General features: G+C 71.9%; 18 protein-coding genes and 1 pseudogene. 8 read left to right on the top strand and 11 right to left on the bottom strand.

The genetic code is table 11. The features are described from left to right. From J7E97_RS32635 to J7E97_RS32625, 3 genes and pseudogenes are all read left to right on the top strand, one after another. A pseudogene (locus J7E97_RS32635) lies at positions 1-364 on the top strand (phosphoribosyltransferase family protein); the annotation flags it as partial. A 435-nt stretch (positions 365-799) separates the two neighbouring features. After that, positions 800-1,498, top strand: coding sequence for a ribosome hibernation-promoting factor, HPF/YfiA family (hpf, locus tag J7E97_RS32630; RefSeq protein WP_374224297.1), 699 nt, complete (start codon positions 800-802; stop codon positions 1,496-1,498). Positions 1,499-1,710: 212 nt separating this feature from the next. Then, on the top strand, positions 1,711-2,439 hold the full coding sequence (locus J7E97_RS32625) for a response regulator transcription factor (protein WP_215034779.1): 729 nt from the start codon (positions 1,711-1,713) through the stop codon (positions 2,437-2,439). A gap of 13 nt (positions 2,440-2,452) precedes the next feature. On the opposite strand, the gene J7E97_RS32620 is transcribed toward J7E97_RS32625, so the two are convergent. The 3 genes from J7E97_RS32620 to J7E97_RS32610 are packed head-to-tail and all read right to left on the bottom strand — an operon-like array spanning position 2,453 to position 4,620. Beyond that, positions 2,453-3,613 carry a winged helix-turn-helix domain-containing protein gene (locus tag J7E97_RS32620; RefSeq protein WP_215034777.1) on the bottom strand — a complete coding sequence of 387 codons (1,161 nt, stop codon included), beginning with the start codon at positions 3,611-3,613 and terminating at the stop codon, positions 2,453-2,455. A gap of 9 nt (positions 3,614-3,622) precedes the next feature. Continuing rightward, a complete protein-coding gene (locus J7E97_RS32615; RefSeq protein ID WP_215034789.1) occupies positions 3,623-4,111 on the bottom strand; it encodes a GNAT family N-acetyltransferase in 489 nt (162 codons plus the stop codon). Beyond that, positions 4,000-4,620: a GNAT family N-acetyltransferase gene (locus J7E97_RS32610; RefSeq protein WP_215034775.1), complete on the bottom strand. Its 621-nt coding sequence runs from the start codon at positions 4,618-4,620 to the stop codon at positions 4,000-4,002. The genes J7E97_RS32615 and J7E97_RS32610 overlap by 112 nt, the downstream gene beginning before the upstream one ends. 227 nt (positions 4,621-4,847) lie before the next feature. Here J7E97_RS32610 and secA point away from each other — a divergent pair, with 227 nt between their 5' ends. Beyond that, entirely contained in the window at positions 4,848-7,622 is a 2,775-nt protein-coding gene (gene secA, locus J7E97_RS32605) for a preprotein translocase subunit SecA (RefSeq protein ID WP_215034773.1), read from the top strand. An 89-nt stretch (positions 7,623-7,711) separates the two neighbouring features. Here the strand turns inward: secA and J7E97_RS32600 are convergent, their stop codons facing one another. Beyond that, positions 7,712-8,209 (bottom strand): Rv3235 family protein, encoded by a 498-nt coding sequence (locus J7E97_RS32600; protein ID WP_215034771.1) that lies wholly within the window; start codon positions 8,207-8,209, stop codon positions 7,712-7,714. A gap of 335 nt (positions 8,210-8,544) precedes the next feature. Between J7E97_RS32600 and J7E97_RS32595 the strand changes: the two genes are divergently transcribed. The 3 genes from J7E97_RS32595 (at position 8,545) to J7E97_RS32585 (ending at position 15,106) form a co-directional block, all read left to right on the top strand. Beyond that, the gene (locus J7E97_RS32595) at positions 8,545-9,045 is read left to right on the top strand and encodes a hypothetical protein (RefSeq protein ID WP_215034769.1); all 501 of its coding nucleotides are present in this window, start codon (positions 8,545-8,547) and stop codon (positions 9,043-9,045) included. Next, a complete protein-coding gene (locus J7E97_RS32590; RefSeq protein ID WP_308346905.1) occupies positions 9,042-9,749 on the top strand; it encodes an HAD family hydrolase in 708 nt (235 codons plus the stop codon). The genes J7E97_RS32595 and J7E97_RS32590 overlap by 4 nt, the downstream gene beginning before the upstream one ends. Before the next feature lie 374 nt (positions 9,750-10,123). Further along, entirely contained in the window at positions 10,124-15,106 is a 4,983-nt protein-coding gene (locus J7E97_RS32585) for an NAD-glutamate dehydrogenase (RefSeq protein ID WP_215034767.1), read from the top strand. Between the two features lie 230 nt (positions 15,107-15,336). Here the strand turns inward: J7E97_RS32585 and J7E97_RS32580 are convergent, their stop codons facing one another. After that, the gene (locus J7E97_RS32580; protein WP_215034785.1) at positions 15,337-16,122 is read right to left on the bottom strand and encodes an ABC transporter ATP-binding protein; all 786 of its coding nucleotides are present in this window, start codon (positions 16,120-16,122) and stop codon (positions 15,337-15,339) included. Positions 16,123-16,231: 109 nt separating this feature from the next. Further along, a complete protein-coding gene (locus tag J7E97_RS32575; protein ID WP_308346907.1) occupies positions 16,232-17,152 on the bottom strand; it encodes an ABC transporter permease in 921 nt (306 codons plus the stop codon). A 134-nt stretch (positions 17,153-17,286) separates the two neighbouring features. Here J7E97_RS32575 and J7E97_RS32570 point away from each other — a divergent pair, with 134 nt between their 5' ends. Next, positions 17,287-17,925 carry a TetR/AcrR family transcriptional regulator gene (locus J7E97_RS32570; protein ID WP_215034763.1) on the top strand — a complete coding sequence of 213 codons (639 nt, stop codon included), beginning with the start codon at positions 17,287-17,289 and terminating at the stop codon, positions 17,923-17,925. A gap of 28 nt (positions 17,926-17,953) precedes the next feature. Here the strand turns inward: J7E97_RS32570 and J7E97_RS32565 are convergent, their stop codons facing one another. The 5 genes from J7E97_RS32565 to J7E97_RS32545 all read right to left on the bottom strand — a co-directional run. Then, positions 17,954-20,203 carry a bifunctional glycosyltransferase family 2 protein/CDP-glycerol:glycerophosphate glycerophosphotransferase gene (locus J7E97_RS32565; protein ID WP_215034761.1) on the bottom strand — a complete coding sequence of 750 codons (2,250 nt, stop codon included), beginning with the start codon at positions 20,201-20,203 and terminating at the stop codon, positions 17,954-17,956. Positions 20,204-20,350: 147 nt separating this feature from the next. Next, on the bottom strand, positions 20,351-21,199 hold the full coding sequence (locus tag J7E97_RS32560) for a carbohydrate ABC transporter permease (protein WP_215034759.1): 849 nt from the start codon (positions 21,197-21,199) through the stop codon (positions 20,351-20,353). Then, a complete protein-coding gene (locus tag J7E97_RS32555) occupies positions 21,196-22,569 on the bottom strand; it encodes a carbohydrate ABC transporter permease (RefSeq protein ID WP_374224295.1) in 1,374 nt (457 codons plus the stop codon). Before J7E97_RS32555 ends, J7E97_RS32560 begins: the two co-directional genes overlap by 4 nt. 4 nt (positions 22,570-22,573) lie before the next feature. Continuing rightward, the gene (locus J7E97_RS32550) at positions 22,574-24,004 is read right to left on the bottom strand and encodes an ABC transporter substrate-binding protein (protein ID WP_215034757.1); all 1,431 of its coding nucleotides are present in this window, start codon (positions 24,002-24,004) and stop codon (positions 22,574-22,576) included. 137 nt (positions 24,005-24,141) lie between these two features. Next, positions 24,142-26,343: FtsK/SpoIIIE domain-containing protein (locus tag J7E97_RS32545; protein WP_251055491.1), on the bottom strand; the 2,202-nt coding region annotated here is incomplete at its 5' end.

Below are 26,343 nucleotides of genomic sequence, written 5' to 3'. Positions count from 1 at the left end.
GATCGCGCTGGCCGCCTCGGCGTCGCTGCGGCGGTCGGGGGTGCCCGCGCGCCTGGCGCCCGTACTGCGGCTGCGACGGGCGGTGGCCGACCAGGCGGGCCTGGGAGCGCCGGAGCGCCGGGAGAACCTGGCGGGGGCACTGGAGGCCCGTCCCGGCGCCGGACGGCTGACGGCCGGGGCGGCCCGGATCGTGCTGGTGGACGACGTCATGACCACGGGATCCACGCTGGCGGAGGCGGCGAGGGCGCTGCGTGCGGCCGGGATCGGCTCCGGGCTCGGCCCCGGGACCGGCCGCGCGGTCGTGGCCGTGGTGGTGGCGGCCGTGGTGGCCGCGCGCGCGGACGCGTTCCCGGGGCGGGACTGAGCCCGGGGACCCGGGTGGCGGGTCGCCGCCGGATCCGGTCGGCCACGCGTACGGAGCAAAACTTGTGAATAGATTTGGAACTGGTGGGGAAGTCGCATCGTTGCAGGTAGTAAGAGTGAACAGCCACCTGAACGGAGGTACGTTCCGGTAGCGGGTGCCGACAACCGGCTTAGAGGGATATGTTCGGTTGTAAGGAATTGGCGAGCCTTGTGGCCCCACGCATCGGATCGCATTTTCGAGCGTTTTTACACACGGTTCGGGATCTTCGTGTCAGAGGCTGTCTCTCGACTCCGAAGTCGGTGGGGTGTAGACCTTGCCGATGGGGGAGGAGGAGGTGAAAGTCGCCAAGTCCGAGGCTCCGGTGTTCACCGGGGTCTGGTGCGAAAGGGAGACGCTTCGCCCCTGGGGCGGGGCTATCCGGGAACGGAGTTCTGCGTGGACATCGTCGTCAAGGGCCGTAAGACCGAGGTGCCCGACCGGTTCCGCAAGCACGTGGCCGAGAAGCTGAATCCGGAGCGGATCCAGAAGCTCGACGCCAAGGTGATCAGCTTGGACGTCGAGGTGTCCAAGGAGCACAACCCGCGCCAGGCCGACCGTTCCGACCGCGTGGAGATCACCCTGCGTTCGCGGGGCCCGGTGATCCGTGCCGAGGCCGCCGCCGCCGACCCGTACGCGGCGCTCGACCTCGCTCAGGACAAGCTGGAGGCCCGGCTGCGCAAGCAGCACGACAAGCGCCACACCCGTCGCGGCAACGGACGGCTCTCGGCGGCCGAGGTCGCCGACGCCGTGCCGAACGCGGCGACGCTGAACGGAAACGGCGAACCGGTCGACGCCGAAAAGGCGGACGCGATCCCGACGACCAGGATCGGATCGCTGGAAGTGCAGGGCGAAGGCCCGCTCATCGTCCGCGAGAAGACCCACTCGGCCGCACCCATGTCGCTCGACCAGGCTCTTTACGAAATGGAGCTGGTCGGCCACGACTTCTATCTGTTCGTCGACTCCGACACCAAGATGCCGAGCGTCGTCTACCGGCGTCACGGCTACGACTACGGCGTGATCCACCTCAATGCCGACGGCGCTTCGAGCACCGGTGAGTTCGACGGTGCGGGAGCGGGCGGCGCGCTCGGCGGCTGACGCCGGCCATCCGTAATGTCCGTGGGGTGCCCCCGCGTTCGCTCCGGCGGACGCGGGGGCGTCCGCATGAGGTGATCGGTGGCCGGTAGTGATCGGCCTGTAATCGTCTGCACCCGCCCGGTCACGCGGGCATGGAATCATGTCGGGCAGTCAGCCGGCGGCCGCTCCCGCCGGATTGACCCAGCAGCTCATGCGGTGCAGGGGGAGGAACGATGGCGGACAGCTTCGGGCCGGTGCGTGATGACGACGGTGCGGGCTTCCGTGAGGGAGGCCGGGTCGCCGAGCCCATCCGGGTGCTCGTGGTCGACGACCACGCGCTCTTCCGGCGCGGACTGGAGATCGTGCTCGCGCAGGAGGAGGACATCCAGGTCGTCGGCGAGGCCGGGGACGGTGCGGAGGCCGTGGAAAAGGCGGCCGACCTGCTTCCGGACATCGTGCTGATGGACGTGCGGATGCCCCGGCGGGGCGGGATCGAGGCATGCACCTCGATCAAGGAGGTGGCGCCCTCCGCGAAGATCATCATGCTGACGATCAGCGACGAGGAGGCCGACCTCTACGACGCGATCAAGGCGGGTGCCACCGGGTACCTCTTGAAGGAGATCTCCACGGACGAGGTCGCCACGGCGATCCGTGCGGTGGCGGACGGGCAGTCGCAGATCAGTCCGTCGATGGCGTCGAAACTCCTGACGGAGTTCAAGTCGATGATCCAGCGGACGGACGAGCGGCGGCTGGTACCGGCGCCGAGGCTGACGGACCGGGAGCTCGAGGTCCTGAAGCTGGTCGCCACCGGCATGAACAACCGCGACATCGCGAAGGAGTTGTTCATCTCCGAGAACACGGTGAAGAACCACGTCCGCAACATCCTGGAGAAGCTGCAGCTGCACTCCAGGATGGAGGCGGTGGTCTACGCGATGCGCGAGAAGATCCTGGAGATCCGCTAGCGGGCCCGGGGGCTCACAAGGCGGCGAGCTCCGCCGACACCGCCGAGGCCTCGGCCTCGGAGGCGGCCCGGTCGATGCGGACCGTGTCGCAGCCGACCCACTGCGCCGCCTCCCGCAGGGCCTGCGCCATCGGGCGGGCCGCCTTCGGGGTGGTCAGGGACAGCTGGCGGGCCACCAGGGTGGTGCCCTCGCGGGCCGGGTCGACGCGGCCCTGGAGCCGGCCCCCGGCCAGCAGCGGCATGGCGAAGTAGCCGTGGATCCGCTGGGGCTTGGGGACGTACGCCTCCAGCCGGTGGGTGAAGCCGAAGAGCCGCTCCGTGCGCGGCCGGTCCCAGACCAGGGAGTCGAACGGGGACAGGAGCGTGGTGCGGTGGCGGCCGCGCGGGGCGGACGCCAGGGCGCGGGGGTCGGCCCAGGCCGGCTTGGTCCAGCCCTCGACCTCGACCGGGACCAGCCCGGAGTCCTCGGCCACGGCGTCGAACTGATCGCCCTTGAGGCGGTGGTAGTCCGCGATGTCGGCGCGGGTGCCCACGCCCAGGGACTGGCCGGCGAGGGCGACCAGGCGGCGCAGGCACTCGCGGTCGTCCAGGTCGTCGTGGAGGAGCGCGTCGGGGACCGCCCGCTCGGCGAGGTCGTAGACGCGCTTCCAGCCCCGCCGCTCGGTGCAGACGACCTCGCCGATGTCGAGGAGCCACTCCACCGCGATCTTCGTCTCGGACCACTCGAACCACTCGCCGCCGTTCTTGGCGCCGCCCAGCTCGGTGGAGGTCAGCGGTCCGTCGGCCCGGAGCCGGTCGAGGACCGCCTTCGTCGAGCGCTCCTTGTCCTGGAGGACGTGCCAGCGGTGACCGCGTGCCTTGCGGGCCCGGCGGCGGAACGCGAAGTGCGGCCATTCCTCGATGGGCAGGATGCAGGCGGCGTGCGACCAGTACTCGAAGGCGTGCTGCCCCGACCAGTACGCGGCTTCGACGGCGGGGCGGCCGACCGCGCCCAGGCGCGCGTACGGGATGAGCTCGTGGGAGCGGGCCAGGACCGAGATCGTGTCGAGCTGGACGGCGCCCAGGTGCCGCAGGACCCCGCGCACCCCGCCCCGGCGATCGGGCGCCCCGAGGAAGCCCTGCGCGCGCAGGGCGATCCGGCGGGCCTCGTCGGCGGACAGCGAGATCAAGGTCATGGCCGCAGCCTAGGCGGCGCCTCTGACAGCGGGCCCGTACGGGAGCCGGGAGGGCAGGCCGGGGTCGGAGGGGAGCAGTGCGCCGGCCCAGCAGTCCATCAGCACGCCGTCGTGTTCCATGCCGGCGCGCTGGACGCCCTCGATCAGGAAGCCCGCCCGCTCGGCGACGGTGCGGGAGCCGTCGTTGCCGACTGCCGCGCGCCAGACCAGCCGTACGACGCCCGCGTCGGTCAACGCCCGGCGGACGGCGGCCCGCAGGGCTTCGGTCATGTGACCGCGGCCCCGGTGCCCGGCGACGGTCCAGTAGCCGATCTCGTGGGTGTGCGAGCCCGTCCGGTGCACGGCGAGCGTGGCGACGAGCGGGCCGCTTGGATTCTCCGGGCCCGCTAGTCGGCGGCCGACGGCAGGTACGGCAGGTACGGCAGGTACGGCAGGTACGGCAGGTACGGCAGGGCGGAGGGCAGGGCGAGGTCCGAGGGGAGCAGTGCGCCCACCCAGGAGTCCCGTACGGTGTCGGCGCGGTGCAGGGAGGCGCGCAGGAGGCCCTCGACGCGGAAGCCGGCCTTCTCGGCGACGGCCCGGGAGCCGGTGTTGCCGACCTCGGCGCGCCATTCCAGGCGTACGGCGCCCAGCTCGGTGAAGGCCCAGCGGGCGACGCCGGTCACGGCCTCGGTCATGAAGCCCTGCCCGCGGTGTTCCTTGGCCGCCCAGTAGCCGATCTCGTACCCGTTCGTCCCGAACGACTCGTGGACGTGGACGCCGATGGCCGCGACCAGCGGACCGTCCGTGCCGAGGCGGACGGCGAAGGAGTAGGCGGTGTCGTCGCGCCAGCCGTTCGGGACCAGCTCGGTGACGAAGGCGCGGGCGTGTGCGCGTTCGTAGGGGGAGGGGACCATGGTCCAGCGCTGGATGTCGGGGTCCTGGCAGGCCGCGAAGACCTCGTCCTCGTCGGCCGGGCCGAAGGGTCGCAGTGCCAGGCGGGTGGTTTTCAGGGTGGTGGGCTCCATGGAGGGATTCTTGTTCGGCGCTGCGCCGGGGGCGAACAGTTTTCCGTCACCCCGGCACCTTCGGTGCCCCCCGCACGTTCTCTTTTCCGGGCAGTCGTGCCCCGCGGATGGTGCGGGCCTCCCGGCGCGACCGCGTCCTCGCTTACGATGGCCGTTGCGGTGGGGCCCACCCTCCGTGCCCGTGTACGAACCAGTGCCAGGCCCGACCGGCAAGGAGACAAACCTCGGTGTCCGTCTTCAACAAGCTCATGCGTGCAGGCGAAGGCAAGATCCTCAAAAAACTGCACCGCATCGCGGACCAGGTCAACTCCATCGAAGAGGACTTCGTCAACCTCTCCGACGCCGACTTGCGTGCGCTCACGGACGAGTACAAGCAGCGCTTCCAGGACGGCGAGAGCCTGGACGACCTGCTGCCCGAGGCCTTCGCGACCGTCCGCGAGGCCGCCAAGCGCGTCCTCGGCCAGCGTCACTACGACGTCCAGATCATGGGCGGTGCCGCCCTGCACCTCGGCTACGTGGCCGAGATGAAGACCGGTGAGGGCAAGACCCTCGTCGGCACGCTCCCGGCGTACCTCAACGCGCTGTCCGGCAAGGGCGTCCACCTGATCACGGTGAACGACTACCTCGCCGAGCGCGACTCCGAGATGATGGGCCGGGTGCACAAGTTCCTCGGCCTGGAGGTCGGGTGCATCCTGGCGAACATGTCTCCGGCCCAGCGCCGTGAGCAGTACTCCTACGACATCACGTACGGAACGAACAACGAGTTCGGCTTCGACTACCTGCGCGACAACATGGCGTGGTCCCAGGACGAGCTCGTCCAGCGCGGCCACAACTTCGCGGTGGTCGACGAGGTCGACTCGATCCTCGTCGACGAGGCCCGCACCCCGCTGATCATCTCGGGCCCGGCCGACCAGGCCACCAAGTGGTACGCGGACTTCGCGAAGCTGGTCACCCGGCTCACCAAGGGCGAGCCCGGCCAGCCGCTCAAGGGCATCGAGGAGACCGGCGACTACGAGGTCGACGAGAAGAAGCGCACCGTCGCCATCCACGAGACGGGTGTCGCGAAGGTCGAGGACTGGCTCGGCATCGAGAACCTCTACGAGTCGGTGAACACCCCGCTCGTCGGCTACCTGAACAACGCCATCAAGGCGAAGGAACTGTTCAAGGCCGACAAGGACTACGTCGTCATCGACGGCGAGGTCATGATCGTCGACGAGCACACCGGCCGCATCCTCGCCGGCCGCCGCTACAACGAGGGCATGCACCAGGCGATCGAGGCGAAGGAAGGGGTGGACATCAAGGACGAGAACCAGACCCTCGCCACGATCACCCTCCAGAACTTCTTCCGCCTGTACTCGAAGCTGTCGGGCATGACCGGTACGGCCATGACCGAGGCCGCCGAGTTCCACCAGATCTACAAGCTCGGTGTCGTCCCGATCCCGACCAACCGGGACATGGTCCGCAAGGACCAGGCGGACCTGATCTACCGCACCGAGGTCGCGAAGTTCGCCGCCGTCGTCGACGACATCGCGGAGAAGCACGAGAAGGGCCAGCCGATCCTCGTCGGTACGACGTCGGTCGAGAAGTCCGAGTACCTCTCGCAGCAGCTTTCCAAGCGCGGCATCCCGCACGAGGTGCTGAACGCGAAGCAGCACGAGCGCGAGGCCTCGATCGTCGCCCAGGCCGGCCGCCGCGGCGCCGTCACGGTCGCCACGAACATGGCCGGCCGCGGTACCGACATCAAGCTCGGCGGCAACCCGGACGACCTCGCCGAGGCCGAGCTGCGCCAGCGCGGCCTGGACCCGGAGGAGCACATCGAGGAGTGGGCGCACGCCCTTCCCGAGGCGCTCACGCGGGCCGAGGCGGCCGTGAAGGCCGAGTTCGAGGAGGTCAAGGAGCTCGGCGGGCTGTACGTGCTGGGCACCGAGCGCCACGAGTCGCGCCGCATCGACAACCAGCTGCGCGGTCGCTCCGGCCGACAGGGCGACCCGGGTGAGTCCCGTTTCTACCTGTCGCTGGGTGATGACCTGATGCGCCTGTTCAAGGCGCAGATGGTCGAGCGCGTCATGTCGATGGCGAACGTGCCGGACGACGTGCCGATCGAGAACAAGATGGTCACGCGGGCGATCGCGTCGGCCCAGTCGCAGGTCGAGACCCAGAACTTCGAGACGCGCAAGAACGTCCTGAAGTACGACGAGGTCCTCAACAACCAGCGCACGGTCATCTACGCCGAGCGGCGGCGGGTCCTGGAGGGCGAAGACCTCCAGGAGCAGATCCGGCACATGATGGACGACACGATCGACGCGTACATCGCGGCCGAGACGGTCGAGGGCTTCGCGGAGGAGTGGGACCTGGACCGGCTGTGGAGCGCCTTCGGGCAGCTCTACCCGATCAAGGTCACCGTCGAGGAGCTGGAGGAGGCCGCGGGCGACCGCGCCGGCATCACCGCCGAGTTCATCGCCGAGTCCGTCAAGGACGACATCCACGAGCAGTACGAGGCGCGCGAGGCGACGCTCGGCTCCGAGATCATGCGCGAGCTGGAGCGCCGCGTGGTCCTGTCGGTCCTGGACCGCAAGTGGCGCGAGCACCTGTACGAGATGGACTACCTGCAGGAGGGCATCGGCCTGCGGGCGATGGCCCAGAAGGACCCGCTGGTCGAGTACCAGCGCGAGGGCTTCGACATGTTCAACGCCATGCAGGAGGGCATCAAGGAGGAGTCCGTCGGCTACCTGTTCAACCTGGAGGTCCAGGTCGAGCAGCAGGTCGAGGAGGTCCCGGTGCAGGACGCGGGCCCGTCGCTGACCAAGCCGGAGATCCGTGCGAAGGGCCTGGACGCTCCGCAGCGCCCGGACCGGCTGCACTTCTCCGCGCCGACGGTCGACGGCGAGGGCGGGATCATCGAGGGCGACTTCGACGCGGACTCCGGGGACGATGCCGGGATGACGCGGGCGGAGCGCCGCAAGGCCGCGAAGGCCACGGGCGGCCGCCGCCGCAAGAAGTAACCACGGCTGCTCGCAGCGTCCCCGCCGGGGCCGGACACCACGTGACTGCGTGGGGTCCGGCCCCGGCGGCGTCGTACGGACCCCGCCCGTCACGGGCGGGGTCCGCGCAGTTCGACGGCGGCGCAGCGCCAGCGGAGGTCGGGGCCCTGTTCGAGGCGGAAGGCCAGCGCGGTCAGGCGGTCGCCCGTCGCGATGCGGGCGAAGGCTTCGATGACTCCCGGCCCGGGGGTGAAGCGGCCGCACTGGCGGATGACGGGGCGCGGGCGGTCGCGTACGGGTCCTGCCGGGCCCGGCTCCGGCGCCGGGCGCAGGGACAGGTCCGCGCGGGCCGGCGGGTCGGCGGGGGCGGCGGCGGGGCCCGTGGGGGCCGTGGGGGCCAGGCTGATCAGCTGGTCGTAGGCGGGGCCGACGGTGTGGCCCATCAGGGAGTGGACGGGGCGGCGGCCGCTGAGTACGGCGAGCAGCCGGTCGGCGAACCAGTGGTGCGGGCCGCGGTGGATGACGGCGGGCGGGCGGCGCTGGTCGCGGCGTCCGGCGGGCCGGGTCGCGTTCTTGGCCCCGGTGGTCCTGGTGGTCCTGGCGGTCATGGCGGCTGCCCCCGAGAAGTCCGGGCCCGGAGCGGTACCGGGCGGTAACTTGGTAGGGGAACTTCTACGGCCCGCGCACACGCTCCGCAACGGACCCGGACCGCCGCCGCGAGCCGGAACGCCTTCACCTATCCGGGTCGGATGCCCGGTGCCCCAAGGCCGTCGCCGCCCTCCCGCCGGGAGCGGGGTGGACGCCGCGCCGCCCGGCCCCGGCACCCCGAAGGGGGACGGGAAGCGTCACCGGACGGAGTCGGCGTCCCTCCTCGGGAGCCCGCACCCCGATCCGGGGGTGGCCGTATCCTGAGGGCGTTTCCGACTACCGAAAGCAGCCGGCCATGCGTGTGTACGTCCCCCTGACCCTTCCCGGGCTCGCCGAGGCGCACGAGGCGGGGGAGCTGGGACCGGCTCCGTTGACGGCGTACGCCGTCACGCCCGGCCTGCGCGAGTGGTTCGTGTCGGACGACATGGAGGAGCTGGAGTACGCCGCCCTGAGCCGGGCCGCCGCCGCCTCGCTGCGGATGCTCGCCGAGGACGGGGCCGCGCCCCGCAAGCGGGTCGTCGTCGCCGTGGACGTGGACGACGAGGCCGCCACCGCGCTCCCCGGGGCCGAGGAGGCCGCGCTGGGCCGGGTGGCCCTCGCCGAGGCCGTACGGCTCGTTGTGGCCGCCGCCGTGCACGTGGACGCCGAGGACGCCCTGGAAGACGTGGAAGCCGCCGTGCGGGCCGTCCCGGCCGCCGACCGGGGTGATGAGGACGCGCGGTCGACCGTCGACGGAGCCGAGGAACACGAGCTGCTGTGGTTCGGCGTGCAGGAGATCCCGGGGCTGCTGAAGTGACTCTTGCCGAAGGGGACTTCCCCGAAGTGACGCTCGTGACGCCGGTCGGCTCCCACATCGTCTGGGACTGGAACGGCACGCTGCTCCACGACATCGACGCCGTGATGGCCGCGACCAACGCCTCGTTCGCCGAGCTCGGCTTCGCGCCGATCACGCTGGAGACGTACCGCGATCTGTACGTCGTACCGGTGCCGAAGTTCTACGAGCGCCTCATGGGCCGGCTCCCCACGGACGCGGAGTGGCTCGTCATGGACGAAGCGTTCCACCGCCACTACTGGGACGCCGCCGCCGACGCCGGACTCGCCGAAGGAGCCCTGGAGCTGCTGCGCGACTGGCAGGCGGCCGGACTCACGCAGTCCCTGCTGTCCCTCGCACCCCACGACAAGCTGGTCCCGCTCGTCCGGGCGCACGGCATCGACGGGCACTTCCTGCGCGTCGACGGCCGCACGGGACCCTCGCACACCACCAAGGCGGGACATCTCGTACGCCACCTGCGGGCCCTGGAGGAGACGGGGGTGACGGCCGGCCGTACGGTACTCATCGGAGACGCGGTGGACGACGCGCTGGCCGCCGCGCACGTCGGCGCGCGGGCCGTTCTCTACACGGGCGGTTCGCACAGCCGCAGCAGTCTGGAATCGGCCGGTGTGCCCGTCGTGGACACCCTGGCGGAGGCCGTACGCGCTGCTCGCGAGCTGGCCGGATAACGGCGGACGCGGCGACGTGCACGACCGCGCGGGCGCGTCTCTGTCCAGAGTGTCAAAGTTCCGCCCCCGGTTTTGTACACATACAGCTCATGACGAGTCGGGGGTGGGGCGAGATAGCCTGGTACCCGTGATCAGCGCGATAGTTCTCGGAGGCACTGAAGCCTCCGGCCGGCGCCCGGCGCACGACCGTGCCCGGGCCATCGCTGATCCCCGCTGCCGGGACCTCTTGCCGATCATGGCCAATTTTCTCCCAGGCGGCGCTCTCGACGGCATAGCGTCGATCCCGAACGGATCGCGACACCCCGCCTCGCGGCGCTACGCCATTCCTTCCTTCACCTACGTCACGCAATGGCGCGCGACAGGAGCCAGAGGACATGCAGACCAAGCTGGACGAAGCAAAGACCGAGCTGCTCGCGCGGGCGGCCCGGGTAGCTGAGAACAGCCCGGCCGGGGGGCTACTTCCGACTGGGTCAGAGCGAGCGGAGCGTCCCGACCGCCCCGATCAGGACGCGATGCTCGCCTACCTCCAGCGCTACTACCTGCACACCGCCCCCGAGGACCTCCTCGACCGGGATCCGGTCGACGTGTTCGGGGCAGCGCTCTCGCACTACCGGATCGCGGAGATCCGCCCGCAGGGCACCGCGAACGTCCGCGTGCACACCCCCACGGTGGAGGAGAACGGCTGGACCTCCAGTCACTCCGTCGTCGAGATGGTCACGGACGACATGCCGTTCCTCGTCGACAGCGTCACCAACGAGCTGTCCCGCCACGGGCGGGGCATCCACGTCGTGATCCACCCGCAGGTCGTCGTCCGCCGTGACATCACCGGCAGGCTGATCGAGATCCTCGGCCCCGACTGCGACGCGCACGGCCCCGCCACCGCGCGCCCCCACGACTCCCTCGTGGAGTCCTGGATCCACGTCGAGATCGACCGCGAGACCGACAAGGCCGACCTCAAGCAGATCACCGCCGACCTGCAGCGCGTCCTGTCCGACGTACGGGAGTCCGTCGAGGACTGGGAGAAGATGCGCGACGCGGCGCTGCGCATCGCGGAGGTCCTGCCGAAGGAGCCGACCGCGCCCGACCTTCGCGAGTACGAGCTCGAAGAGGCCCGCGAGCTGCTGCGCTGGCTCGCCGACGACCACTTCACCTTCCTCGGCTACCGCGAGTACAACCTCGTCGACGGCGACTCCCTGGCCGCCGTGCCCGGCACCGGCCTCGGCATCCTGCGCTCCGACCCCCACCACAGCGGCAAGGACGACGGCCACCCCGTCTCGCCGTCCTTCAACCGGCTGCCGGCCGACGCCCGCGCCAAGGCCCGCGAGCACCGCCTGCTCGTGCTGACCAAGGCCAACAGCCGCTCCACCGTGCACCGCCCCTCGTACCTCGACTACGTGGGCGTCAAGAAGTTCGACGCCGACGGCAACGTCGTCGGCGAGCGCCGCTTCCTCGGCCTGTTCTCCTCCGCCGCGTACACCGAGTCGGTGCGCCGCGTCCCGGTCATCCGCCGCAAGGTCGTCGAGGTCCTCGAAGGCGCCGGCTTCGCGCCGTCCAGCCACGACGGCCGCGACCTGCTGCAGATCCTGGAGACCTACCCGCGAGACGAGCTGTTCCAGACCCCGGTCGACCAGCTCCAGGCCATCGCCACCTCCGTCCTGTACCTGCAGGAGCGCCGCCGGCTGCGGCTGTACCTGCGCCAGGACGAGTACGGGCGCTACTACTCCGCGCTGGTCTACCTGCCGCGCGACCGCTACACCACCGGCGTGCGGCTGCGCCTGATCGCGATCCTGCAGGAGGAGCTCGACGGCATCAGCGTCGACTTCACCGCCTGGAACACCGAGTCGATCCTCTCCCGCATCCACTTCGTCGTCCGCGTCCCGCAGGGCACCGAGCTGCCCAAGCTGACCGACGCCGACGTCGAGCGCATCGAGGCCCGGCTGGTGGAGGCCGCCCGCTCCTGGGCCGACGGCTTCGGCGAGGCACTGGTCGCCGAGCTGGGCGAGGAGCGCGCCGCCGAGCTGCTGCGCAAGTACGGGACCTCCTTCCCCGAGGGCTACAAGGCGGACCACTCGCCGCGCGCGGCCGTGGCCGACCTGTGCCACCTGGAGCGGCTGTCCGCCAGCGACCGCCGGTTCGCGCTGTCGCTGTACGAGCCGGTCGGCGCGGGCCCCGGCGAGCGCCGGTTCAAGATCTACCGCACGGGCGAGCAGGTCTCCCTGTCCGCCGTCCTGCCGGTCCTGCAGCGCCTGGGCGTCGAGGTCACCGACGAGCGGCCGTACGAGCTGCGGTGCAGCGACCGCAGCAATGCGTGGATCTACGACTTCGGCCTGCGGATGCCGGTCGCCGCCAACGGCGACAGCGCCGCCGGCTACCTCGGCGACGACGCCCGCGAGCGGTTCCAGGAAGCCTTCGCGGCGGTCTGGCAGGGCGACGCGGAGAACGACAACTTCAACACCCTGGTGCTCAGCGCCGGGCTGACCTGGCGCCAGTCCGTCGTCCTGCGCGCGTACGCCAAGTACCTGCGCCAGGCCGGTGCCACCTTCAGCCAGGACTACATGGAGGACACCCTCCGCAACAACGTCCACACCACCCGGCTGCTGATCTCGCTCTTCGAGGCGCGGATGTCGCCGGGCCGCCAGGCGGCGGGCAGCGAGCTCGTGGACGCGATGCTGGAGGAGCTGGACGGGGCCCTGGACCAGGTCGCCTCGCTGGACGAGGACCGGATCCTGCGGTCCTTCCTCACCCTGATCAAGGCGACGCTGCGGACCAACTTCTTCCAGCTGAACGACGCGGGCGAGCAGCACTCCTACGTGTCGATGAAGTTCGACCCGCAGGCCATCCCGGAGCTGCCGGCCCCGCGCCCCGCGTTCGAGATCTGGGTGTACTCCCCGCGCGTCGAGGGCGTCCACCTGCGCTTCGGCAAGGTCGCCCGAGGCGGTCTGCGCTGGTCCGACCGGCGCGAGGACTTCCGTACGGAGATCCTCGGCCTGGTCAAGGCGCAGATGGTGAAGAACACCGTCATCGTGCCCGTCGGCGCCAAGGGCGGCTTCGTCGCGAAGAACCTCCCCGACCCGTCGGTGGACCGCGACGCCTGGCTCGCCGAGGGCATCGCCTCGTACAAGATCTTCATCTCGGCGCTGCTCGACATCACCGACAACATGGTCGGCGGCGAGGTCGTCCACCCCAAGGCCGTGGTCCGCCACGACGAGGACGACACCTACCTCGTCGTCGCCGCCGACAAGGGCACCGCGACCTTCTCCGACATCGCCAACGGCGTCGCGGAGTCGTACGGGTTCTGGCTCGGCGACGCCTTCGCCTCCGGCGGCTCGGCCGGCTACGACCACAAGGGCATGGGCATCACCGCCCGCGGCGCCTGGGAGTCCGTCAAGCGGCACTTCCGCGAGCTCGGGCACGACACCCAGACGCAGGACTTCACCGTCGTCGGCGTCGGCGACATGTCGGGCGACGTCTTCGGCAACGGCATGCTGCTCTCGGAGCACATCCGCCTGGTCGCCGCCTTCGACCACCGGCACATCTTCATCGACCCGGACCCGAACGCGGCGCTCTCGTACGCGGAGCGCCGGCGCCTGTTCGAGCTGCCGCGTTCCTCGTGGGCCGACTACGACACCTCGCTGCTCTCGGCGGGCGGCGGCATCCACCCGCGCAGCGCGAAGGCCATCCCGGTCAACGCGCACGTCCGCGAGGCCCTGGGCATCGAGGCGGGCGTCACGAAGATGACCCCGGCCGACCTGATGAAGGCGATCCTTCACTCGCCGGTGGACCTGCTGTGGAACGGCGGCATCGGTACGTACGTCAAGGCGACGGCCGAGACGCACGCGGACGTCGGCGACAAGGCCAATGACGCCATCCGCGTCAACGGCGCCGACGTGCGGGCCAAGGTCATCGGCGAGGGCGGCAACTTGGGCCTGACCCAGCTCGGCCGCATCGAGTTCGCCCGGATCGGCGCCGGCGGCGAGGGCGGCAAGATCAACACCGACGCCATCGACAACAGCGCGGGCGTGGACACCTCCGACCACGAGGTGAACATCAAGATCCTGCTGAACGCGGTCGTCGCCGACGGGGACCTGACCGTCAAGCAGCGCAACAAGTTCCTGGCCCAGATGACCGACGAGGTCGGCCGGCTCGTCCTGCGCAACAACTACGCGCAGAACGTGGCGCTGGCCAACGGCGCGGCCCAGGCCCCCAGCCTGCTCCACGCCCAGCAGCGCTTCATGCGGCGCCTCGTCCGGGACGGACTGCTGGACCGGGGGCTGGAGTTCCTGCCCAACGACCGGCAGATCCGCGAGCTGCTGAACAACGGCAAGGGCCTGACCCAGCCGGAGCTGGCCGTCCTGTTCGCCTACACCAAGATCACGGTGGCGGACGAGCTCATCCACACCGAGCTGCCGGACGACCCGTACTTCGCCCGCCTGCTGCACGCCTACTTCCCGGGCGCGCTCCGCGCGAAGTTCCCCGAGCAGATCGACGGGCACGCGCTGCGCCGCGAGATCATCACCACCGTGCTGGTCAACGACACCGTCAACAGCGGTGGCTCGACCTTCCTGCACCGCCTGCGCGAGGAGACCGGGGCCTCCCTGGAGGAGATCGTCCGGGCGCAGCTCGCGGCCCGCGAGATCTTCGGGCTGGCCGCGGTGTGGGACGCCGTGGAGGCCCTCGACAACAAGGTCGCCGCCGACGTCCAGACCCGGGTGCGGCTGCACTCGCGGCGCCTGGTCGAGCGCGGTACGCGCTGGCTGCTGAACAACCGGCCGCAGCCGCTCCAGATCACCGAGACCATCGAGTTCTTCGCCGAGCGCGTGGAGCGGGTCTGGTCGGACCTGGCGAAGCTGGTGCGCGGCGCGGACCTCGAGTGGTACGAGGCGGTCATGGCCGAGCTGATCGGCGAGGGCGTGCCGCAGGAGCTGGCGGCCAAGGTGGCCGGCTTCTCGTCCGCCTTCCCGACGCTCGACATCGTCGCGATCTCGGACCGTACGGGTGTGGATCCGCTGGCCGTCGCCGAGGTGTACTACGACCTCGCCGACCGGCTGGACATCACCCAGCTCATGGACCGGATCATCGAGCTGCCGCGGGCCGACCGCTGGCAGTCGATGGCCCGCGCCTCCATCCGCGAGGACCTGTTCTCGGCGCACGCGGCCCTGACCGCCGACGTACTGGCGGTCGGCAACGGCGCCTCGACTCCCGAGGAGCGCTTCAAGGCGTGGGAGGAGAAGAACGCGGCGATCATCAGTCGGGCACGGACGACCCTGGACGAGATCCGGGGGTCGGACGACTTCGACCTGGCGAACCTGTCGGTCGCGATGCGGACGATGAGGTCGCTGCTGCGAACCCACGCGTAGCCCTGCGGGGCCCGGCCCGTTCGGGTGGCGGCCGGCCGTGGTCGCCGTGCGGCGCCGTGGCCGGGGGCCCGCCCCCGGACCCCCGCGCCTCAAACGCCGGCGGGGCTGGATGTGCCGACGGGATGTATGTGCCGGCGGGTGTGTGCGCCGACTGGGTGTATGTGCCTGCGGGGCGTGTGTGCCTGCGGGGCGTGTGTGCCCGCCGGGCGTGTGTGCCCGCGGGGGTGAACTCAGCGGGCCCGGGTGAATTCCTCGTACGCGGCGCAGACTTCCTCGGAGGGGCCGTCCATGCGCAGGACGCCCGACTCCAGCCAGATCGCCCGGTCGCAGGTCTCGCGGACCGTGCGGATGCCGTGGGAGACGAGGAAGACCGTGCCGGCCTGTTCGCGCAGCTCCTCGATGCGGGCCTGGCTGCGCCGCTGGAAGGCCGCGTCGCCGGTGGCCAGGGCCTCGTCGATCATCAGGACGTCGTGGTCCTTCGCGGCGGCGATGGAGAAGCGGAGCCGGGCGCCCATGCCGGAGGAGTACGTGCGCATGGGGAGCGAGATGAAGTCGTCCTTCTCGTTGATCCCCGAGAAGTCGACGATGTCCTGGTAGCGCTCGCGGATCCGCTGCTTGGTCATGCCCATCGCGAGGCCGCCGAGGACCACGTTGCGCTCGCCGGTCAGGTCGTTCATCAGGGCGGCGTTCACACCGAGCAGGGACGGCTGGCCGTGCGAGAAGATCCGGCCGCGGGCCACGGGCTGGAGGCCGGCGATGGCGGAGAGCAGGGTGGACTTGCCGGATCCGTTGCTGCCGATCAGGCCGATGGCCTCGCCCTTGTACGCGGTGAAGCTGACGCCCCTCACGGCGTGCACCTCGCGGATGCCGGGGGCGGGCCTCCGGGAGAAGATCCGGCTCAGGGCGGCGGTGGCGCCGCCCTTGCGCCCGCCGGTGCCGTGCACCTTGTAGATCACGTGGACGTCGTCCGCGATGACGGTCGGGACGCGGGTGTCCGGGGCCTGCGGGGCGTCCAGGACTTGGGGGACCGGTGGCGCGGTGCCGGCGGCGGTCGCGGTCCCCGGCGCCGATGCGGACACGGGTGCGGGTGCCGGTGCGTGTGCGGATGCGGATGTGGTTGCGGTGTCAGCCACGGCCGTACTCCTCCTCAGCCTTCCAGAAGAAAACGAACCCGCCCACGCCGACGATGAGGGCCCAGCCGAGCGCGATCAGCCATACGTGGTGGGGGAGCCGGCTCGCCTCGTACGTGTCGATGAGGGCGAAGCGCATCAGGTCGATGAACACGGCCGCGGGATTGAGCTTGAGGGCCATCGAGACCCAGTCCGGAAGGTGGTCCGCCCTGAGCATCGAGTCGATGGACCACATGACGCCCGAGGCGTACATCCAGGTCCGCAGGACGAAGGGCATCAGCTGGCTGACGTCCGGGCTCTTCGCGCCGACCCGCGCCATGATCATGGCGCAGCCGGCGCAGAAGCCGGCCAGCAGCAGGAGGGTCGGCAAGACGAGCAGCCAGCGCGCCGTGGGGGTCTGGCCGAAGGCCAGGAGCAGGACGATCAGCGCGCCCATGGTGATGAGCAGCTGCTGGAAGAGCTGGACGACGGTCGACAGGGGCAGCGAGGCGCGCGGGAAGTGCAGGGCGCGCACCAGGCCGAGATTGCCGTGGACGGAGCGGGTGGCGGCGTTGGCGCAGCTCCCGATGAAGTCCCAGACGAAGACTCCGGTGATCAGGAACGGCAGGTAGTCCGGCACGCCGTGGCTGGCGCGCATGACGATGCCGAAGATGAAGTAGTAGACGGCCGCGTTGAGCAGCGGGGTCACCAGGTGCCAGACCTGGCCGAGGCCGGCCTGGCTGTACTGGGCGTGCATCCGGGCGGTGGCGTACGCGGTCACGAAGTGGCGCCGGCCCCAGAGCCCCGCGATGTAGCGGGGGAGCGGGGGGCGGGCGCCGCTGAGGGTCAGGCCGTGGGCCGCCGCCAGTCGGGCGATCGGGTCCGGGGCGCGGCCCTGGGTCTTGGCCGGGCCGGGGGTCGGGGGCGCGGTGGTCACTGTCACGGGGGTCGCTTTCGACGGGGTCGGGGCGTCGGCTGGCGATGGGACGGGTCCGTATCGTCGCTACGGCGAGGTTAGGACGCTGGACGTCGGAACGCAACCGTATCGTCGTCACCGGTTATGCTCTGCTCATGACGACTGATCCCGCCGCCCCCGCCGCCCCCGCTCCCGCCGCCCGCCGGGCCCCCGCCGGGGCCGCGGTCCTGCGCGAGGACGTGACCGAGGCGATCCGGGCGGCCGTGGTCGAGGAACTGGCGACCGTGGGGTTCGCGCGCATGTCGATCGAGGGCATCGCGCGGCGGGCGGGCGTGGGGAAGACGGCCGTGTACCGCCGGTGGAAGTCGAAGCTCCACCTGGTCCTGGACCTGGTGGGGGCGTTCGCGGTGGACGGCCTGCCGGTGCCGGCGACGGGGACGCTCTACGGAGACGTACGGGCGCTGCTGGAGGTCATGTCCCACGTGCTGCGGCACCCGGTGGCCTCGGCGGTGATCCCCGACCTGCTGGTGGAGGCGGCACGCAACCCGGAGATCGCGGACGCGGTGAGGGGGGCGCTGCTGGAGGGGCAGCGGCGGATGGCGGAGGGGATCATCTCCGAGGCGGTCTCGCGGGGCGAGCTGCCGGTGGGGGTGGACGCGGGGCGGGCGCTGGATCTGGCGATCGGGCCCTTGTACTGGCGGCAGGTCGTCGTGCGCGACGAGGTCCCGGCGGGGTACCTCGACGGCCTGGCCAGGTCCGTGGTCGCCGGGCTGACGGCCGACAGGTCCTCTTGACGCGGCCGTCCCCGCGCCGGGACGGCCCTTAGGGCCAGCGGCCCGAGGTGAGGTGGGCGAGGGTGGGCTCCGGGGTGGCGGAGGGGGCCGCGGGGGCGGGGCGGCGGTCTTCGAGGGGGACGATCGGGGACGCGGGCTGATTCAGGAAGACGCGGCGGACCACCCGCTCCGCCGCGTGCCCGTCGTCGTACGCGCAGAACCGCGTCCGGAAGGACGCGCGCAACTGCGCGGAGCGGGAGCCCTGCCAGTGGCCGGTCGCGAAGATGTCCACCAGCTCGTCCTCCGTGCGGGCGATCGCGCCCGGCGGGAAGGCCCGCAGGTCGAAGTAGGTGCCGCGCGAGGCCTCGTACGCCTCCCAGTCGTCCGCGTGGATCACGATCGGCCGGTCCAGCGACGCGTAGTCGAACATCAGCGACGAGTAGTCCGTCACCAACGCGTCCGAGGCCAGGCAGAGTTCCTCCACGCAGGGGTGGGCCGAGACGTCCAGCAGGCGGGGGTGCGGATCGGGGGAGGGCGAGCCCGCGTACGTCAGGTGGGTGCGCGTCAGGATCGTGTAGCGCGGGCCCAGATCGCGCAGGATCCGCTCGAAGTCCAGGTGCTGCGGCCGGCTGCGCCGGTAGTCGCGGTGCGTCGGCGCGTACAGGATCGCGACGGAGCCCGGCGGGATGCCGAGGCGCTCGCGCAGTTCGAGGACGTCCGCCTGGGTGGCCCGGTGGAAGACGTCGTTGCGGGGGTAGCCGTATTCGAGGGTGGTGTACGAGGACGGGACCGCCTTTTCCCAGACGAGCGTGGAGTGACGGTTCGCGGAGAGCAGGTAGTCCCACTGGTCGGCGCCGCGCAGCAGGCCCGCGAAGTCCGTCGTCGGGGTGGCCGCCGGGCGGTCCTGGAGGTCGAGGCCGACCCGCTTGAGCGGGGTGCCGTGCTGGGTCTGGAGGAGGACCTGGCCGCGGCGCTTGACCAGCGTGCGCTCGAAGTTGACGTTCGTGACGAGGTACGTGGCGCGGGCCAGGGCCGTCCAGTATCCCGCCGAGCCGGGGCGCAGCAGGGCCGTTTCCCGGGGCAGGGTCGAGGCGTGCGCGGGGTCGCAGATCCAGGCCGTGCGCATGCGCGGGGCCAGTTCGCGGAGCTTGGCCTCGATCGCCGCCGGGTTGCAGGCGTAGCCGCCGTGCCAGTACGCGGAGAAGACCGCCAGTTCGGGGCGGAGCGGGAGCAGGCGCTGCGCGCGGTAGTGCAGGCGCAGGGCCGTTTCGCGCAGGCCCCGCCCCAGGGTGACGCCCGCGCGGCCCGTCGAGAGCGCGGCCGAGCGGAGCAGGGACAGCAGGCGGTACGTGCGCCTCGTGCCCAGCCGCATCAGGAGGTGGCGGGTCCGGTCCGTGCGGTTCAGGGACAGTGGGCGGGGGCCCGGGACGCGGTAGCGGCGCAGCAGGGCCGAGGCGCGGGCGAAGAACTCGGCGCGGGCGGCGCGCGGGAGCCGGCGCGGGTCGGCGTACAGGGCGCAGAAGTGCTCGGCCATCCGCCGGTGCACGACGGGCCGCCAGCGCTCCAGTTCGGGGCGGGTGGCGAGGTAGCCGAAGACGCGGTCGTACTGGTCGAAGACGTCGAGGTGGCGCCGGCTGGTGGTGGTCAGGATCGAGCCGGTGCGGCGCTGGCGGTAGTGGACGCACACCCGGTCCAGGACGGCCACGGACTGCGCCGCGAGGAGCGCGGGGTAGGTCCAGGGCGTGTCCTCGTAGAAGCCGGGCGGGAAGGAGAGGCCCTCGCGCTCCGCGTACTCGCGGCGGTAGGCCTTGTTCCACACCACCATCAGCATGCCGAGCAGCGCCGGGCGGTCGGCGAGCCGGAAGCTGGCCGGGCCGTCCTCGCGCAGGCGCTGCGAGAGCCGGTTGCGCACCAGCTCCCCGGTCCAGAAGGTGCGCGCGTAGTCGTATACGAGGACGTCCGGGGAGCCCGTGGCCTTCAGCCGGTCGGTGATGGCCTGCAGGGCGCCCGGGGCGAGGGTGTCGTCCCCGTCCAGGAAGATCAGGTAGTCGCCGGTGGCCCGGGCCAGGCCCGCGTTGCGGGCCGGCCCGAGGCCGAGGTTGTGCGCCAGGTGCACGGCGGTCACCCGGGGGTCCCGGGCGGCGTAGTCGTCGATGATCGAACCGCAGGCGTCCGGGGAGGCGTCGTCGACCGCGATCAGTTCGAGATCCGGGTACGACTGGGTCAGGACCGAGTCCAGACTCTCCTGGAGGAACGCCTGGACCTTGTACGCGGGCACGATGACGCTGAACCGGGTCACGGCACATCCAGGGGTCGGCGCGGGCATATGGCCCAGGAACCCCCGGCGTGGCGTTCGGGTTACGCAGGGTGCGGCATTCGGGTTACGCAGCGTCAAGGCCGCACGTCAACGCCATGATCCAGCGGTGTCCGGCGGCCTCTCGGCCCGCTACTTGACCGCTCCCGCCATCACCCCCGAGACGAACTGCCGCTGGAAGGCGAAGAAGACGATCAGCGGCACCAGCATCGACAGGAACGCGCCGGGCGCGAGCACGTCGATGTTGTTGCCGAACTGCCGTACCTGCTGCTGGAGGGCGACCGTGACGGGCGGGTGCGCCGAGTCCGCAAAGACCAGCGCGACCAGCATGTCGTTCCACACCCACAGGAACTGGAAGATGCCGAGCGAGGCGATCGCCGGACCGCCCAGCGGCAGCACCACCCGGGCGAACAGCCGCAGTTCGCCCGCCCCGTCCAGACGGGCCGCCTCCAGCAGCTCGCGCGGGATCTCCGCGAAGAAATTGCGCAGCAGGAACACCGCGAACGGCAGCCCGAAAGCGGTGTGGAACAGCACCACCCCCGCCGTCGTCTCGAACAGCCCGATGGCGCCGAAGAGTTCGGAGACTGGGATCAGCGCCACCTGTACGGGTACGACGAGCAGTGCGACCACGAGCAGGAACAGCCAGTCCCGGCCCGGGAACTCCAGCCAGGCGAAGGCGTATCCGGCGAACGCGCCCAGGGTCAGGACCAGCAGGGTCGCCGGGACGGCGATGGCCGCGGTGCTCAGCAGGGAACCGGTGATGGTGTCGTTGGCCAGCAGCCGCTCGTAGTTGCCGGCCGTCAGGCGCGAGGGAGCGGTCAGCACCTGCCACCAGCCACCCCGGTTCAGGTCGGTGGGGGAGAGGAAGGAGGAGATCAGCAGGCCGAGCGTGGGCACCAGCCAGAACAGGCCGGCCAGCACCAGGAAGACGCGCAGCGCCCCGCCGGCCGCGCGGGAGGCGACGCCTCGCAGGGTGTTCATCGGCGGGCCTCCCGGCGCATCCGGCGGATGTTGTAGGCCATGACGGGGACCACCAGCACCAGCAGCAGGACGGCGATGGCGGAGCCCAGCCCCGGATCGGCGTCCGTGCCGAAAGAGGTCCGGTACAGCTGGAGCGCGAGGACGTTGGCGTCGTCCTGCACCGCGCCCGGCGCGATCACGAAGACCAGGTCGAAGACCTTCATGACGTTGATGACGAGGGTGACGAGGACGACCGCCAGGACGGGCCCCAGCAGCGGCACGGTGATCCGCCGGAACACCTGCCACTCGCTCGCCCCGTCCACCCGCGCCGCCTCCAGCAGCTCGCGCGGCAGGGCCGCCAGCCCGGCCCCGATCAGCACCATCGCGAACCCGGCCCACATCCATACGTAGGCCCCGATGACCGCCGGGGTGACGAGGGACGGACCGAGCCACTCCACCCCCGCGTACGCCTCGCGGAAGTTCGAGGCGGGCAGCCGCAGCCGCGCGCCGTCGGCCTTCGCCGACAGGGTGAAGGTGCCGTCGGCCCGGGCCGTCGCCGAATCGACCACGCGGCCGTCCTTGACCGCCTCGATCCGCAGCCCGGCGAGCGCGGACTCGGTGGGATCGACCGTGTTCGTCGCACCGCCCCCGCCCCGGGTGAAGTCCTGCCAGGCGGTACCGGTGACCTTCCCCGGCTCGGTGGCGGCCGGTTTCGCCGGCCGCGTTCCCGCGGGCAGGGCCTCCGGGGCTATGCCGACCAGCGGGATCAGCGCGGGCACGCCCGCCCGTACCGGATCGCGGGTCACGTACGTGCCCCCGTCCGCCGGGAGCAGCGGGGAGTCCCGGCCCGGACGGGCCTTGGGGAACGCCGAGGACTCGGCGAAGGTGTCGTGGACCCCGACCCAGACGGCGTTCGCGACGCCCCGGTCGGGGTCGTGGTCGTAGACGAGCCGGAAGATGATGCCCGCCGCGAGCATCGAGATGGCCATCGGCATGAAGACGAGCAGTTTGAACGCCGTTCCCCAGCGCACCCGTTCGGTGAGCACGGCGAAGATCAGCCCGAGCGCGGTGGCGGTGGTCGGCGCCAGCACCACCCACACCGCCGTGTTCTTCAGGGCGGTGCGGATCGTGTCGTCGTGCAGGATCTCCCGGTAGTTGCCGGCGCCGACGAAGGCGTCGCCGGAGCGGTCGAAGAAGCTGCGGTAGAGCGAGTAGCCGATGGGGTGCACGACGAGCGCGCCGAGCAGGACGAGGGCGGGCAGGAGGAACGCCGCCGCGGTCAGGCGCCGGCGCCGGGCCTCGGTGGCCCGGGTGGGCGTGCCCGCGGCGCGGGCGGCGGGTCGGGTGGGTCCGGCGGGTCCGGTGGCTTGGGTGGCTTCGGTGGGGATCACGGGATCAGTTCCCGTAGGCCTTGGCCGCGTCCGCCTCCAGCTTCGCCTGGGCCCCCGCCACGTCCGAGGGGTTCGCCAGGAAGTCCTGGAGCGCCTTCCACTCGCCCGCGCCCGGGGTCCCGCCGAAGACCGCCGGAGCCTGGTCGGACATGTCGAAGCGGAAGTCGTCGCCCGCCGCGATCAGCGCCTTGGCGATGTCGCGCTGGATGTCGTTCGGGTAGGCGCTCAGCTCCAGCGTCTTGTTCGGCGAGAGGAAACCGCCCTCGCGGGCGTGGACCCGCGCCGCGTCCGTCGAGGCCAGGAACGTCAGCAGCGCCTGCGCGCCCTTCGAGGGCTTCAGCGCGACCGCCACGTCACCACCGGAGACCACCGGGGCCTTGGCGCCGACCGAGGGGAAGGGGAAGACCAGGGCGTCCTTGCCGACCTTCGCCTCCGTCTGCGCGATGTTCACCGCCACGAAGTCACCCTCGTAGACCATCGCGGCCGCCGGGCGGTCGCCGCCGGTGAAGGTCTGCGTCACCGACTTCGGGAACTCCGTCGACAGGGCCCCGCTCTGGCCGCCCGCCAGGAAGTCCTTGCGGCCGAACAGCTCGGCGAGCGAGGTCAGCGCCTGCTTGACGCTGTCGTCCGTCCACTTGATCTCGTGCTTGGCGAGCTGGTCGTACTTCTCCGGACCCGCCTGGGAGAGGTAGACGTTCTCGAACCAGTCGGTCAGGGTCCAGCCGTCGGCGCCGGCCACCGAGACCGCCGGAGTGCCGGACGCGGACAGGGTGTCGGCCGCGGTGAGGAGCTCCTTCCAGGTCTTCGGGGGCGTCACGCCCGCCGCCTCGAAGGCCTTCGCGTTGTACCAGATCAGCGACTTGTTGGCGGCCTTGTAGTACACGCCGTACTGGGTGCCGCCGACCGCACCCAGCGTCTTCCAGCCGTTCGAGTAGTTCTTGTCGAGCTGCGCCTGCGCCTCGGCGCCGACCGGCTGTGCCCACTTGTTCTTCACCGCCGACACCAGCGCCCCGACCTGGGGGAGCAGCGCCACGTCCGGCGGGGCCCCGCCGGCGATCTTGGAGCCGAGGAAGGTGACGATCGGGTCCTGCGCCGGAACGAAGGTGACGGTGGCGCCGGTGCGCTGCTCGAACTCCTTGAGCACCTTGGTGAAGTTCGCCTGCTCGGGGCCCGTCCAGACCGCCGCGACCTCCAACTTCTCCCCGTCGAGACGAGGTAGCGCGACGGTGGGCCCGGCGGAGGCGTCGGGGCCGTCGGTCCCCTTCGAAGGTTCCTTGCCGTCGCTGCCGCACGCGGTGAGCGCGAGCGCGGCGGACGCGGCGAGCGCCGCCCAAGCGGCTGCCCTCGTACGGGCCTTGGCCCCGCGCGCGCGGGTCCTCGTCCCGGTCGTGCCGGTGTTCGCGCCGGCCGTGGTGCGGGTGTTCGTGCCGTGCATGGCTCTGCCCCCGATGCCTGTGTGGCTGTGGTGTGTCCCGTGCCACAAGGTCTACGCCGACCCGACCACCCCCGCAATAGCGCCCCGCTAGGGCCGGGTCCGTGAACCACTCGCCGGGCGCTGGATTCGCCCGTCGGTCAGGGGGCGGGCGGGAACAGTACGGGTATGGCCGACACCAGGTGCGAGGCCCGGTCCAGGGCGCTGGCCAGCAGGGCGAGGTCGGTCGGGCCGTTGCCCAGCTCGCGCACGGGGCGGCGGGCCGGCGGATCGCCCATCCGCTCCCACTCCACCGGCACCACCGTCGGCCGCTGCGTCGCCGTCCGCGGGATCCGGCCCGTGACCCGGCCGCCCTGGAACGGGACCGTGCGGCCGTCGGCGTACCGGAGCAGACCGCGCCCTGGACCGGGCTGGTCCGGGGCGTCGAGCTCCACGCGCAGGGTCGTGAGCCGGGCCAGTTCGGTGTCGGCCGTCCGGTCCGGACGGGCGCTGGTGGCCACCAGGTGCACACCGAGCCGGGCGCCCTCGCGGGCCACCGCCTCCAGCGCGCGCACCACCGAACCGGCGGCGGGGCGGCCCGTACTGCCCAGGCCCGGCGCGACCAGCGCGTCGAAGTCGTCCACCAGGACGACCAGCCGGGGCAGCGGGCTCGGCCCCGCGGCCGGATCGGTGCGGACGGCCGACGCGCGCAGCCGCAGGGTGCCGGAGCGCTGGGGTTCGAGGTCGCCGCGCAGCTCGCCGGGCGTGGGCGGGCGGGGCGAGACCATCCGGCCGGACACCTCGCGCAGCGCGTGCCACTCGGGGAACGGCACCCCGTCCAGCAGCTCGGACCGCCGCTTCAGCTCGGCGCCCAGCGCTTGCGCGAACTCCCGCATGCGCAACGGGTCCGAGGCGATGAGATGGGCCGAGACGTGCGGCAGCTCCGTACAGGGCAGCAGCCCGTCACCGCGCTCGCCGCCGGCCCCGTCGAGCAGGACCAGGCCGAGCCGGTCGGGCCGGGCGGCGGCCGACAGCGAAGCGGCCACGGAACGCAGCAGCTCGGTACGGCCGCTGCCGGCCGGCCCCTCGATCAACAAGTGCGGTCCGTCGGTGGCGAGTTCGGCGCCCACCGGCCCGCGCCGACCGGTGCCGAGCACGATCTCGGCGAGGCCGCCCACACGCTGCCCCTGGTCGGTGGCGGCGGCCCAGCGGGCCATCAGCGAGGCCGGAGTGGCCCTGGCCAGCCCCAGCTCGTCCAGCAGCCGGGAGGTCGGGGGGAGGGTGGCGGCGGCGGGCCTATAGCCCTCCGTGGCCGGGGAGTCGGCCTTCAGCGGGGCCAGGGCGCGGGCGAAGCGCTCCGCCCAGGCCGCCGAGACGGCGTCGGCGGTGGCCGTCTCGCCGGACGGCACCGGCTTGCCGCCGGAGACCGCGAAGGTCCGTACGGCCGTGGCCACGTCGCCGCTGAGCAGGGCGACCGCACGGCAGTCCCGGAAGGCCGGTGCGGCCGCGCAGGCCGCCTCGTACGTCTCGGCGACGGGGGAGGCGGGGGTCGCGGCCGGGGACTCGGCGAGCGCGAGCACGTGGATCCCGGCGGCGGGACCGTGCGAGGCGAGGCGGCCGGTGAGGTCGCGGAGGGCGCCGGCGCCGGGGTCCCCGTCGAGGACGAGGAGGGTGTACGGGCCGCGGTAGGCGTACGTGGCCTCGCGGACCGCGTCCGGACCGGCGGTGGCCCAGTGGGTGCCGAGGGGGCCGTCGTCGAGACGGCGGGTCAACTCGCCGACGCGGGCGGCCGTCTGGTCGCGGTCGTACGCGAGCAGCAGCCGGCAGTCCTGGCCGTGCGCGGGCCGTACGTGGGGCAGCCAGCCGAGCCAGCCCCAGTCGCGGCGGCGTTCGGCGAGCGGGCGGGCCCGGTCGGCGGCGACCAGCACGATCTCCAGCCGCTGGCCGGGGGCGTGCAGGGCGGCGAGCTGGGCGATGACCGAACGGGCCACGCCGGTCAGGCGGGGCCGGGGTCCGGCGATGCCGAGCGCGCCGGACTCCAGGAGCGCGACCTTGCTGCCGACACCGAGGGTGACGTCGAGCCCGGGGGGCCCGGCCCACAGCCGGTCGGCCGGTCCGAGGGCGGCGAGCAGCAGCGCGGCGGGGTCGTCGACCCCGGGTCGCGCGGCCGTGGAGACCGCTTCGCCCGCGTGGGCCGCCGACTCGGCGACCGCCCGCACCTGGGCGGACTCCTCCCCGCGCACCCACTTGCGCGCCCAGGCCCCGATGCCGCGGCGGGCTCGCCGCGGTTCGGAGGAACCGGGCCCGTCGGCCTGGGAGTCGGGGGCGGGGGCCGCGGCGGAGGCGGCGGAGGCGGCGGGGGC

The organism is Streptomyces sp. ISL-66 (genome assembly GCF_018614135.1).
In the GTDB taxonomy this organism is placed as follows: Bacteria; Actinomycetota; Actinomycetes; order Streptomycetales; family Streptomycetaceae; genus Streptomyces.
This window is presented reverse-complemented; position numbering and strand designations above follow the sequence as displayed.